The following is a 12,161-nucleotide window of genomic DNA, read 5'->3' on the forward strand; positions in this document are numbered from 1 at the left end:
TAATGAATTTCTTTAATCTAGATGTTAATGCAAAAACTTATATAGACTCTTTAAGCGAGCGTCAACGCAGGCTTATTGTGGGCGCTATAAACTATCATTCATTAACTGCACCGTCTAGAACTTTGCAATATCAAGTTTACATGGGTCAAAAATGGCAGTATCCTCGTTTAGCTGATTTCTCAGTTTTTGACGGTGCTTGTACAAAAAACGAAGGATTGAAACCAATCGCAACTTTTAGTGCACAATCAACTGTTAAAACTAATAGCGAATACACAAAAGAATTTTGGAATGAAGGCAAACTGTTTAAAGATAATGGCGTTAGGTATTTGTTGCTGACACCAGATGATGCAACCGACGATGATGTGATGTCTCACTGGGCTTCTGATACGTTAAAGCAGCACATTTACAAAGAGTGTGAATTACACGCACCTTCTATGTTTGATGTTGTTAGGGAAGTAATGCGCAAAAAACGCGAGTGTGATTCGAAGAAACTTGTTGAAGCGTATTGTCCTTGGAATAAAAAGAAGTTTGATTATGTTGCAAATGCTCACCAAAGAGAAATTGCAAAACAAGAAAATTGGGATTTATCAAATATAAAAGATGCTAGATTGGACTGTGTTTCTCCTGCTAAAAGAGTTGAAGGAGCTAAAAAAGCTATTATTATAGGTTTGCATTGGCTGCAAGCTGGTGGTGCAGAAAGATGGGCTGTAGAAACAATAAAACTTGCCAAAAAAGCTGGTTTTGTGCCAATTGTTATCACAGATAGAGACGGTCACCAGCCGTGGATTACGAAAGATTTCTGTGATGATGCTCTTGTATTACCACTTACTCCACCAATTAGAGAATATTGGGCGGATGTTCCACTTTTAAGATCTTTGTTTGAGCAATTTGACATTAAAGCAATAGCAATACACCATTGCCAATGGCTTTACGACCATATTTGGTGGGCTAAACAATTCTCCCCAGAAACACATATTATTGATTCGCTGCATATTGTTGAATACATAAATTGTGGAGGATATCCGCATGAAGCTGTAACACACGATAAGTGGATTGATTTGCACCATGTTATTTCTCCACAACTTGAAAATTGGTTGCATGATGTGCATGGTATTGAATCTTCCAAGATTGTTGACGCTCCACTTATTGGTCTTACTGCTGGAATTGGAAACGATTGCGTATCGCCGAGAAAAAATAAAAATGTTCTGAATGTTGCTTTTGTTGGAAGGATTGCAAGACAAAAACGTCCAGAAGCGTTTGTTCTTGTTGCAAAAGCTTTAAACAAAAAATATCCAGGAAAATTCCACTTCATTTTGCATGGAGATGGCGAATTAGACACATATGTTTCAGAACTTATATCTAGGTATGGTCTTGAAAACGTTATTGAGCGCAGATCTATGAAAATTCCAGCTCAAAAAACGTATGATGATGCGGACGTGCTACTTATTAGCTCTGTAAACGAGGGTATTACGCTTACAACTATTGAAGCGCTTTCTAATGGAGTTCCAGTAATTTCATCGGATGTTGGATCGCAAAAAACTGTTATAGCAAAAAGTGCGTTATTGCCAAGAATGACTTCTAGTTTTGTTAAAGCGTCTGTAAAGGAATTGTTTAAGATTATGGAGAATGATTCATATCGTTCATTATTGTTAAAAGAAGAAGTTGAAAAATTGCGCAATTTTGCAAAACTCGAATCTGCAGAAACGTTATTTACTAAGTTATTTGAAGAATGGAGCAAGTAATGTCAAATGCTCAAGTAGTGGATGCTAATAAATCAAAAGATAGCGTTAATGTTGCGGCTGTTGTAGTAACTTTTAACAGGTTAGAGAAACTAAAAACCGTATTGGCTTCGTTAGAATCTCAAACGCGACTTCCAAATCAACTAATCATTGTCAACAATGCTTCAACTGATGGCACGGATAAATATTTGGAAGAGTACACTCGCGATTTTGCGAATGGTCATTTGGAGAATCGAGTAAATCTTACTGTTGTAAATTTGCCAGAAAACGTTGGCGGTGCAGGCGGTTTTAGTGCTGGTATGCGTAAAGGGTACGAGCTTGGCGCAGATTTCGTGTGGATTTTTGACGACGATGGCTATCCTCAGCCACAAGCTTTGGAAAAGCTTCTAGATGGATTTAATGCTGCCGTAGGTGAGCTTGGTGCGGATGTTCCGTATGCTTGCTCAATGGTGAAGTTCGTGGACGGATCGATTTGCGAAATGAACAATCCAGTACCAACGTGGGATTGGGGAAGGCTTATTGCTAAAGGATTTAACAATCTCGTTATGGTTACAAGCTGTTCGTTTGTGTCGGTGCTTATTCCTCGTTGGGTTATAGAAAAGTACGGATTGCCATTTAAAGAATACTTTATTTGGTTCGATGATGCCGAATATACACTTCGTATTACGCGTGTATGCCCGGGCGTGCAGGTTCTCGATAGTGTAATTATGCATGACATGGGAGCAAACAAGGGTGTGAACTTTACAATGATTGACAAAAAGAATGCTTGGAAATTCGCATACGGCGTGCGTAATCAAGCATCTTACCGTTTGCATCACGAAGGTAAAGCAAAATACTTGCTTTTCTGCGCAAATGTAGTTCGTCAAATGCGAAGAGGGCATGTTGAGAGAAAGTTGCGCCGCAAAATGATTGGTCAAATGCTAAAAGCGATTAGATTTAATCCAAAAGTTGATTTTCCTAAAAATAAGTAGCGCAACAAGCGAAATGCTAGGTTAATAACTGGAATAGCTTAATAACGGGAATATATAAAGCATAATTTCAAAATAGACGTATCTTATAAAGGAATAAAATGTACGAAAAAGCAAAATCAGCAACTTACCCAGATTTAGTAGTTGTTGGAGCAGGATTGTTCGGCTTAACTGTAGCTCAGCAAGCAGTGGAGCATACGGGCGCTCGCGTTGAAATTATTGACGTTCGAAATCACATCGGTGGAAACGCTTACTCGTATTTTGACGAGCGCACAGGAATCGAAATTCACAAGTACGGAGCGCATCTTTTCCACACAAGCAACAAGCGCGTGTGGGATTATGTGAATCGTTTTACGTCGTTTACTAACTACGTACATCGCGTGTACGCAACGCACGACGGCGAAGTGTATCCGCTGCCAATCAACTTGGGTACAATTAACCAGTTCTTCCACGCGCACTACACGCCAGAGGAAGCAAAGGCTTTGATTGCAAGCCAAGCGGGGGAGTTGGCTGGCAAAGATCCGCAAAATTTGAACGATAAGGGCATTAGCTTAATTGGTCGTCCGCTTTATGAAGCGTTTATTAAAAACTACACGGCAAAGCAGTGGCAGACGGATCCTTCCGAGCTTCCTGCTGGAATTATTAAGCGCTTGCCTGTGAGATTTAACTATAATAATCGCTACTTTAAGGACACTTGGGAAGGCTTGCCTACGGACGGCTACACGGCTTGGATGCAGCGCATGATTGACGATCCGCGTATTCACGTTTCGCTTGGTGTAGACTTCTTCGACGAATCTCAGCCGTTTAATAAGCGCGCGCTGGCGGAAGCTGGAGTGCCGGTTGTTTATACCGGTCCGGTTGATAGGTATTTTGACTACGCGCTCGGCGAGTTGAAGTGGCGCACTGTAGACTTTAAGGAAGTGCGTTACGAGGAGAGCGACCATTTTGGCTGCCCAGTTATGAACTATTCGGATGCTGATGTGCCATTTACGCGCGCGATTGAGTTTAAGAACTTTAATCCAGAGCGTGAAGAAGTTGGCGGAGAGGCTAGTGGCGAGGCTGATTTTGTGCCTGGAAAAAGCGTGAAAGCTGGGGAAACTGTAGTGTGGCAGGAGTATTCTCGCGCTGCAACTCGCGACGATGAGCCTTACTATCCTGTGAATACTGATGCAGATAAAGCCTTGTACGCGCGCTATGCGGAGCTTGCTGCGGCTGAGTCTCGCACAGTTTTCGGCGGTCGCTTGGGAACTTACAGCTATTACGATATGCACAACGTAATCGACATGGCTTTGCGCGCTTACGAATCTCAAGTGGTGCCGTTGCTGGCTTAGGTGGTTTGGTGGGCGTTCTTGCGATTAGCCGCCGCGCGCGTAACCTGAAAGCATGTAACCTGAGCGCGCGCTAAAACGGCAATCAGGGACACGGATGCAGTTTGCTGACTGCGCGAGTGTCCCAAAACAAGCAAAATTCGACCCTAATGCAGAACGCAATCTGCGCGAGTGCCCCCAAAAAGGTTGTCGGCGCGCGCGAGTTTGCAATATCCGCGATTCGTGGTATTCTATTTAAGTTGTTTGCTTGGCAAGCAGTTTGATTGCTAAGTTAGCAGTTTGGAGAATTCGCCTAGTGGTCTATGGCGCACGCTTGGAAAGCGTGTTGGTGTAACAGCCTCACGAGTTCGAATCTCGTATTCTCCGCTCCTAGGGTTTCTAGCCAATCGCTAGAAGCCCTTTTTTCATGCCGAAAACCCGATTGCCGCTTACCCGACGTCGCGCATGTTACACTCTAATCACTCAGGCAGGTCGTCGAGCGCAATTTCGTCACCCAAATTCAGTGCCCTAATTCAGCGTAATGCTGCTCGACTTGCGCTTTAATAGGCTTCCATAAATCGGCGTGAGAGTCGTACCATGATATTGTTTCTTGCAATTCTTGCTTCAAATTATCGTGTTTAGGCTCCCATTTTAATTGTGTTCGAATTTTCGTAGTATCTAGTGCGTAACGCCTATCCTCGCCTATTCTGGGATTTACATACGTTATATTTGATTCTGGCACGCCCATGAGTTGCATCAAAATCCGCAAAATATTTATGTTGTTAATTTCACAGTTAGCGCCAATATTATATGTTTCACCGATTGTTCCACGCGTTAGAACATGCCATATTGCGTCGCAATTATCTTCAACGTGGATCCAATCGCGTATCGAATCTCCTACGCCGTACAATTTTGCTGGCATATTGCACATAATGTTTGTAATTTGGCGAGGAATAAACTTTTCAATATGCTGTCGTGGCCCGTAATTATTGCTGCTATTCGAAATAGTTGCGCGCAAACCGTAAGTTCTACACCATGCTTTTACCAAGAGATCGCCTGCAGCTTTGCTTGCAGAATATGGACTAGATGGACAATATGGACTTGACTCGTCGAATTTAAGCACGCTGTCAATAGGAAAATCTCCGTAAATTTCATCGGTGCTTACTTGATGGAAGCGAATATTATATTTGTGTGCGAATTTAATGAGTGTATGCGTTCCTAAAATATTTGTGCTTATAAACGGGTCAGAAAACTCGATTGCATTATCGTTGTGTGATTCTGCAGCAAAATTTACGATTGCGTCTATAGCAGGAAGTGTTGTTCCTTCTGCAGTTTTAATTGGATTATGCGGATCTAATAGCTGATCAACTATATTTTCGTCTCGAATATCTCCGCGAATAAAAGCGTATCGGTTGTTTGCAAAATCTTGAGGTAAGTCGTAAAGATTTGCCATATTCCCAGCGTAAGTAAGCAAATCAAGTACCGTAACAGCAACCGTTACATGATATTTAGCTATGTAATGCACAAAATTAGATCCAATAAAACCTGCGCCGCCAGTAACTAAAATGTGGTGTGGTTGAAAAATATTACTGTTTGATGCGTAGTTGTGCATGTTTCCGCCTTCATATGACTAGTGCGTTGGTTTATGGCTTAAGTCACGTTGTTATTTTGGTTTATTTCGTTGATTTTATTGTTTAATGCGCGCGTTTTGAATTGTAATTTTTTAATACTATACATTTCTTTCGTGTGTGCAAGTAGAGTATGTTTTTCTAAAGTGTTGTTTACCAGCAAATTAGTTGAGTAGATGTGCAATAATTACTGCATGTTTGCTTGTTTTGGGGATGCGAGGTGAATCTAATAATGGTTAAGTTTTCTTGGCGTAGCAGTGCGCATGATTTGGATTCATCAAATATTGATTCCTCTTCAACAAAAAAGCAACAATCTTCAAAATTGCAATCAACAGGTTCAAAGACTTTTGACACATCAAAATCTGCAACAAAAGCAATCGAAGGTACTCCAAATAAACCTAATCCAGCGTTAAATCATTCTACAAACGCTATTCTTGTAGGAATATTTTTAACTCTTTTAGGTGGCGCATTTTGGGGTGCAAACGCAACAGTTTCGAAAATCCTCATGTCGACGTATCGCGTATCTCCTTTGCAAATCGCTTGCGTTCGTCAAATTGCTGCTGGCATGTTATTTGTCATTACTGCTGCAGCTTGCACTCCTAAGCAGTTAAGTGGTGCTGTGAAAACTGGTCGCACGTGGATTTCGATGGCGGTTACAGGCGTAGTTTGCGTGCTTCTTACGCAAGTTTCGTACTTGTGCACAATCGACTGGACTAATTCCGGCACTGCAACTGTGCTTCAGAGCCTTAATCTTCTGTTCGTGCTGGTTTACGCATGCTTGCACACGCGCCGCGTGCCAACTATGCGCGAAACTATTGGAGTTGTGCTAGCTTTTGCAGGAACTGCTTTAATGGCTACAGGTGGTAATCTTTCTTCACTGTCTTTGCCTGTTATGGGTTTGCTTTGGGGTCTTGCAGATGCTGCGTCTACAGCGGCGCTTGCTATTATGCCTGTGAAATTGATTGCAAAATGGGGAAATCTGACTGTTAATGGCATTACGTTTATTATTTCTGGTTGTATTATGCTCCCGTTTGTGCGACCGTGGGAAACGATGCCTGCATTAGATTTGCGCGCTATGCTGCTTTTTACTTTTACTGTTATTGCTGGAACTTTTGGAGCATATTGGCTGTTCTTAGAGGGCATTATGCGAGTAGGCTCTGTTCGTGGCACTTTGCTTGGAGCTAGCGAGCCTGTTACTGCTGCAATTACTGCTGTTATGTTTACTGGAGCTGTTTTTTCATGGGCAGATTTTGTGGGATTCGGGCTTATTTTCGTAATGATGATTTTGCTTTGCAAGCGTAGTTCTTAATGATTTTAAAGTAACGCGCTAAAATAAAACGCTTGTTGTGTCGTACGAGGCGCACAAGCTGCTAAAATAGAAAGCGACTATGTCGCGCAACACCAGTTTGCAAACGGGAAGGCAATTATGTCAACAATTCTTGAAGGCAATCCAAAAAAGCAGATGATGTTAGTTACGGGTCGCGCATACCCAGAACTTGCTAATGAGACTGCACAGTATCTTGGTATTGATGTGCTTGAGACTACTGCCTACGATTTTGCGAATGGCGAAATGTATGTGCGCTTTACTCAGCCTGTTCGTGGTTCGGATGTGTTTGTGCTTCAGGCACACACGAATCCTATTAACAATTGGATTATGGAACAGCTGCTTATGGTCGATTCTTTGCGACGCGCATCTGCTCGCAGTATTAACGTGGTTGCACCGTTCTTTGGATATTCTCGCCAAGATAAGAAGCATCAGGGACGTGAGCCTATTACTGCTCGACTCATGTTTGACTTATTCCGCGCTGCTGGTGCCACGCGCATTTTGACTGTTGACATGCACGCAACTCAGGAGCAGGGTTTCTTTGACGGGCCTGTTGACCATTTGACTGCGATGCCTGTGCTTATTGATTATGTGCGAAACTCTATGAAGCTCGATAATGCAACTATTGTGTCTCCTGATGCTGGTCGCATCAAAGTCTCTGAGCAATGGGCTGCAAAACTCGGAGATTTACCTCTTGCTTTTATTCATAAAACGCGCGATATTACGCGCCCTAACCATGCTGAAGCTCACGGCATCATTGGTGAGATTAAAGGACGCGATTGCATTGTTGTAGACGATATGATCGATACTGCTGGCACTATTTGCGAAGCTGTACGTACTTTGCGTGAGGCTGGAGCAAAATCTGTTACTTTGGTTGCAACGCATGCTTTGCTTTCTGGACCTGCTGTTGAGCGTTTGAAAGCTGCTGGAGTTCGCGAGATTATTGTGACGGATACAGTTCCTGTGCCTGAAGAGAAGCGTCTTGATAATATGACGGTTCTTTCGATTGCGCCGCTTCTTGCTGCTGGCATTCGTTCCGTGTTCCGCTCTGGATCGCTTGTGTCGCTTCGCAATGCACTTCCGGAAGATATGAAGCAGCATAATATTTACGCATAAAAAATGTATAAAAGCGCATAAAGCGCATAAAAACGTATGATGTGTAAAATTGAAACAAATAACCGCATAATTTGCGTTAATGCATAAACTTTATGCATTAACATGCGGGTTCAAAACGGCAGGAGGCAAATATGGTCGCCAATAACACAACAGCAGTTGCAGAGAATAATGAATCGCAAGAAGCGTTGCAATCTGATGCTTTCAGGGCGATTATTACCGTTGTCGGCTGCGATACCGTTGGTATTATTGCAAAAGTTACTTCACATGCTGCCGAGCATAATGTAAATATTTTGAATATTTCTCAAACAATTGTCGACGGATTCTTCAACATGATGATGATTGTTGACGTGTCTACTGTTGATTGCGAATTTGGCAATTTTGCTGCAGGATTAGAAACGCTAGGAGACGAAATTGGCGTGCGTATTCGCTGCCAGCGTAGCAATATTTTCACTGCAATGCACAGAATCTAAAATCCGCAGCAATCTAAGTAAACGTAAGGAAGTACATAATGCTCAACCTGATGGAAGTAAGCGAAACTAATTCGATGATTGAGCAAGAACAGCTCGACGTTCGCACAATCACCATGGGAATCAACCTACTAGATTGCGCTTGCGAAAACGTGCAGGACGTTTGTTGTAAAGTTGAAGCAAAAATCACACGTCTTGCGAAAGATTTAGTAAAAACCGGTAACGATATTTCGCGCGACTACGGAATTCCAATTGTAAACAAGCGAATTACTGTAACTCCGATTTCGCTTGTTGGAGCGTCATCTTGTAAAAAGTCTGAAGATTTTGTGCAAATTGCGCACGCATTAGACAGAGCAGCACACACTGTTGGAGTTGATTTAATTGGTGGGTATTCTGCGCTTCCTGCAAAGTCGATGACTGCAGCAGACCGCATGCTTATTGAGTCGCTTCCGCAAGCCTTAAGCGAGACGGAAATTGTGTGCTCGTCTGTGAATGTTGGCTCAACACGAACCGGTATAGACATGGATTGCGTAGAGCTGCTCGGACGTACGATTAAAAAGATTGCTGAAGCTACAGCTGGAAACGATTCTTACGGTTGCGTTAAATTCGTGGCTTTTTGCAATGCTCCGGACGACAATCCGTTCATGGCAGGCGGCTTCCATGGTGTAACTGAAGGCGATGCTGTGATCAATGTTGGCGTGTCTGGTCCTGGCGTTGTTTCGAGTGCACTCGATGCTGCTAGAGGAAAAGACTTTGCTTTTCTGTGCGAAACTATTAAACGCACTGCGTTTAAAATTACTCGCGTAGGTCAGTTGGTTGCGCAAGAGGCTTCTCGCAGGCTTGGTGTGCCGTTTGGAATTATAGACTTGTCGCTTGCTCCAACTCCTGCAGTTGGCGATTCTGTTGGCGAAGTGCTTGAGAAAATCGGTTTGGATCAGGTTGGTGCTCCCGGCACAACTGCAGCGCTCGCTATGCTGAACGATCAAGTTAAGAAGGGCGGCATTATGGCAAGTAGCTATGTTGGCGGTCTTTCTGGAGCGTTTATACCCGTTTCGGAAGATGCAAATATGATTGCTGCTGCGAAGTCTGGCTGCTTGACTATTGAAAAGCTTGAAGCAATGACTTGCGTTTGCTCAGTCGGTCTTGACATGATTGCAATTCCTGGAAACACTTCCGCTGCAACGATTTCTGGCATGATTGCGGATGAATCTGCAATCGGCATGATTAATCAAAAAACTACCGCTGTGCGAATTATTCCAGTAATTGGAAAAGGTGTAGGCGAAATGGCGAACTTCGGCGGATTAATGGGATATGCGCCGATTATGCCAGTAAACCAAACAAGCTGCGAAGCTTTCGTAACTCGCGGTGGACGTATTCCTGCTCCAGTACACAGCTTCAAGAATTAGCGTGCGCTTTGACCGAGCTTGAAATCACAGGATTTCAAGCTCCTTCAAAGCGGAAACTCGCTTAAGTTGGAAGTCCGGGGGACTTCCAACGCGAGTTTCGTAGCGAGCGCGTTACCCGCGCGAGCGTCACCGTTTTTTCGTTACTGGTGCAGTCGTCAGCGCAAATGCCGGAGAACATGCGCGCAATTGGGGACTTACACCCCACATAAGTCCACAAAAACGAGCGCAGCGCTTCGGCAGGTCGTCGCACGCATAAATCCTACTGCACATTAATGATCACTGGCTCGCTGTGAAGCCCTGGCACGCGCTTATGCTCAAGCCGCGCAACGTATGTGCCGCGATCCACCTTCGGTAAATCGTCATCTGCAACACAGCCTTTTCCGACGGTAGTATTGGTATTCCAAGTGATTTTCTTTTCGAAATGATCACCCTTCGCCATAAGCAGCGGCTTTAATGCAGTGTCACAACTATCAGAACGCCATACTGCATGTGATAAGTAGTCAACGCTCTTACTTGCGTCTTTAAAGTCTTTGTTGTCTTTATTATCTTTCTTTTTATTATCTTTAGTTTCTTGCTTACCTTGCGTAACTTCTTCACTACTATTAATAGTTAGAACAGCATTCATATCCGATGCGTCAATAAGGCAAGAAGAGTTTCCTTCGTGCACAAATCGTTCTGTCAACTCAACACTACCGCCCATAGGAACAGTTTGTGACTTAGTAGAAAGCTCAAGACGAATATCTTTATCAGTGCAATGAGGTGTTAATCCAACAGGACGGGGGTCTGGCACTGAATGACGAACAATGGTAACTTCATGACCAGCAATCGCTTTACTAATAGCGGCAATACCCTTGCTCAAGCTAATAACACAAAATATTGCCAACATAATCAAAAGCAACAAAGCAATACCGACAACAATTCTGCGACGACGATACATTCTTCGTTTTGCTGCGCTCATGTTACGTACGGTCTTACGCACGGGTTTGCGCATCGGGTTGCGAACCGATGTTGCACTCGCATTGCGATGCGGCTCACGTGGTGACGTAGTTGGCATTGACATATTTACCATTGTAATACATAAGTCGATGAGATGAACTGTACTCACTACACAAGGTAGACTCTCATACAAAGTAATTAAGCTGTTAATTAAAGAGTTACAAAAGCAACGTAATGAGTTAGTTACTTAAGGTAATGTTAAAGTGCCATCTGGCAATATAGTGATAAGACTGTCATGATCGAGCGAAGCAATGCATTCGCCAAGTTGTGTTTGATTCGACCATAAATTGTTGATCTCGCAACGTTGCAATACCTGCTGTTTTTTATGTGCTTCACGCAATGCCTGCAAAATAATGCCGCGCACTTGCCGATTAGTGCCGGCAAAATGCTGCTGGGGGCGGGTATGGCGGCCAAGACCTGGAAATCCAGCAGCTTTGAAACGGCACCATGTTTGCAAAGGACATGCAGTGCATTGCGGAGATCGTGCTGTGCAAATGGTAGCACCAATTTCCATAATTGCCTGATTCCAAACGGATGAAGTGCAGGTAGTGTTGGTGGTGTTAGTAGCGTTAGCAGTGGCAGTAGTAACATGATTATCTTCTGGCAATACTGCGGCAGCAAGCTCGCGGTCAGATTGCGTTGTGCTGCCACCATGCGATTCAGTTCCAGTAAAAGCGCGCATAAGTACGCGGCGAATATTTGTATCAATCACCGCAATGTGCTTGCCATAAGCAAAGCTGAGTATTGCACTTGCTGTGTAATCGCCTACACCTGGCAAGGCAATAAGTTCTTCATAGGTGCATGGCAGCTTATTGCGATATCTTGTTGCTACAACTTGAGCACAAGATTGTAAACGTAACGCGCGTCGAGGGTAGCCGAGGCGACCCCAAGCTGTAATAATTTCAGCACTCGTAGCGTGAGCTAGTGATTGTGCATCTGGCCAAGTTTGCATCCAAGTGAGCCAATAGGGTACAACACGGCTCATTTGCGTTTGCTGGCTCATTACTTCACACACAAGCACACCCCAAGGGGTAGTGTGCCCAAACCTCCAAGGCAAATCGCGTGCGCAACTATGCCAAAAAAGTGCAACATTATCGCGCGTAAGTGTTGCCAATTCGCGCAATGGCTGAGAAGTTTCTTCGGTGAGATGTTCTTCGGGGAGAGATTGTGAATCTTGTTGCATGCTTAATTATGTAAACGTCGTATACTT

10 protein-coding genes and 1 tRNA gene are annotated in these 12,161 nt (G+C 43.6%); 8 read left to right on the forward strand and 3 right to left on the reverse strand.

Annotated elements, in window-relative coordinates; all coding sequences use genetic code 11:
• Positions 1-2: 2 nt before the first annotated feature.
• The 4 genes from HXT39_RS01060 (at position 3) to HXT39_RS01075 (ending at position 4,401) form a co-directional block, all read left to right on the forward strand.
• On the forward strand, positions 3-1,742 hold the full coding sequence (locus HXT39_RS01060; RefSeq protein ID WP_102155637.1) for a glycosyltransferase: 1,740 nt from the start codon (positions 3-5) through the stop codon (positions 1,740-1,742).
• Complete coding sequence (locus tag HXT39_RS01065) at positions 1,742-2,710, forward strand: glycosyltransferase family 2 protein (RefSeq protein WP_064621478.1); 969 nt, start codon at positions 1,742-1,744, stop codon at positions 2,708-2,710. The genes HXT39_RS01060 and HXT39_RS01065 overlap by 1 nt, the downstream gene beginning before the upstream one ends.
• A 98-nt stretch (positions 2,711-2,808) precedes the next feature.
• Positions 2,809-4,038 carry a UDP-galactopyranose mutase gene (gene glf, locus HXT39_RS01070; protein ID WP_103013909.1) on the forward strand — a complete coding sequence of 410 codons (1,230 nt, stop codon included), beginning with the start codon at positions 2,809-2,811 and terminating at the stop codon, positions 4,036-4,038.
• 278 nt (positions 4,039-4,316) lie between these two features.
• Positions 4,317-4,401, forward strand: a tRNA-Ser gene (locus tag HXT39_RS01075).
• A 133-nt stretch (positions 4,402-4,534) separates the two neighbouring features.
• Here HXT39_RS01075 and rfbB read toward each other — a convergent pair.
• Positions 4,535-5,626, reverse strand: a complete 1,092-nt coding sequence (rfbB, locus tag HXT39_RS01080; RefSeq protein WP_102155639.1) for a dTDP-glucose 4,6-dehydratase — start codon at positions 5,624-5,626, stop codon at positions 4,535-4,537.
• A gap of 248 nt (positions 5,627-5,874) precedes the next feature.
• Here rfbB and HXT39_RS01085 point away from each other — a divergent pair, with 248 nt between their 5' ends.
• The 4 genes from HXT39_RS01085 to HXT39_RS01100 all read left to right on the forward strand — a co-directional run bounded on the left by HXT39_RS01085 (position 5,875) and on the right by HXT39_RS01100 (position 9,955).
• Positions 5,875-6,951: a DMT family transporter gene (locus tag HXT39_RS01085; protein ID WP_012914451.1), complete on the forward strand. Its 1,077-nt coding sequence runs from the start codon at positions 5,875-5,877 to the stop codon at positions 6,949-6,951.
• Positions 6,952-7,068: 117 nt separating this feature from the next.
• A complete protein-coding gene (locus HXT39_RS01090; RefSeq protein WP_012914450.1) occupies positions 7,069-8,082 on the forward strand; it encodes a ribose-phosphate diphosphokinase in 1,014 nt (337 codons plus the stop codon).
• A gap of 131 nt (positions 8,083-8,213) precedes the next feature.
• Positions 8,214-8,552, forward strand: a complete 339-nt coding sequence (locus HXT39_RS01095; RefSeq protein ID WP_102155642.1) for an ACT domain-containing protein — start codon at positions 8,214-8,216, stop codon at positions 8,550-8,552.
• Between the two features lie 38 nt (positions 8,553-8,590).
• Complete coding sequence (locus HXT39_RS01100) at positions 8,591-9,955, forward strand: PFL family protein (protein WP_103013910.1); 1,365 nt, start codon at positions 8,591-8,593, stop codon at positions 9,953-9,955.
• A 259-nt stretch (positions 9,956-10,214) separates the two neighbouring features.
• On the opposite strand, the gene HXT39_RS01105 is transcribed toward HXT39_RS01100, so the two are convergent.
• Together HXT39_RS01105 and HXT39_RS01110 are read right to left on the reverse strand one after the other, a co-directional pair.
• Positions 10,215-11,024, reverse strand: coding sequence for a hypothetical protein (locus HXT39_RS01105; RefSeq protein ID WP_219705480.1), 810 nt, complete (start codon positions 11,022-11,024; stop codon positions 10,215-10,217).
• Between the two features lie 114 nt (positions 11,025-11,138).
• Positions 11,139-12,134: an A/G-specific adenine glycosylase gene (locus tag HXT39_RS01110; RefSeq protein ID WP_103013911.1), complete on the reverse strand. Its 996-nt coding sequence runs from the start codon at positions 12,132-12,134 to the stop codon at positions 11,139-11,141.
• Positions 12,135-12,161: the final 27 nt, after the last annotated feature.

The sequence above is a fragment of the Gardnerella sp. DNF01159 genome (assembly GCF_049244215.1).
Classification (GTDB): Bacteria; Actinomycetota; Actinomycetes; order Actinomycetales; family Bifidobacteriaceae; genus Bifidobacterium; species Bifidobacterium swidsinskii.

What these genes read in the sequence shown, in the direction of transcription:
- glf (WP_103013909.1), top strand. Translation starts at nt 2,809, where the DNA reads ATGTACGAAAAAGCAAAATCAGCAACTTACCCAGATTTAGTAGTTGTT.
- HXT39_RS01100 (WP_103013910.1), top strand. Translation starts at nt 8,591, where the DNA reads ATGCTCAACCTGATGGAAGTAAGCGAAACTAATTCGATGATTGAGCAA.
- HXT39_RS01090 (WP_012914450.1), top strand. Translation starts at nt 7,069, where the DNA reads ATGTCAACAATTCTTGAAGGCAATCCAAAAAAGCAGATGATGTTAGTT.
- HXT39_RS01085 (WP_012914451.1), top strand. Translation starts at nt 5,875, where the DNA reads ATGGTTAAGTTTTCTTGGCGTAGCAGTGCGCATGATTTGGATTCATCA.
- rfbB (WP_102155639.1), bottom strand. Translation starts at nt 5,626, where the DNA reads ATGCACAACTACGCATCAAACAGTAATATTTTTCAACCACACCACATT.
- HXT39_RS01105 (WP_219705480.1), bottom strand. Translation starts at nt 11,024, where the DNA reads ATGGTAAATATGTCAATGCCAACTACGTCACCACGTGAGCCGCATCGC.
- HXT39_RS01060 (WP_102155637.1), top strand. Translation starts at nt 3, where the DNA reads ATGAATTTCTTTAATCTAGATGTTAATGCAAAAACTTATATAGACTCT.
- HXT39_RS01095 (WP_102155642.1), top strand. Translation starts at nt 8,214, where the DNA reads ATGGTCGCCAATAACACAACAGCAGTTGCAGAGAATAATGAATCGCAA.
- HXT39_RS01110 (WP_103013911.1), bottom strand. Translation starts at nt 12,134, where the DNA reads ATGCAACAAGATTCACAATCTCTCCCCGAAGAACATCTCACCGAAGAA.
- HXT39_RS01065 (WP_064621478.1), top strand. Translation starts at nt 1,742, where the DNA reads ATGTCAAATGCTCAAGTAGTGGATGCTAATAAATCAAAAGATAGCGTT.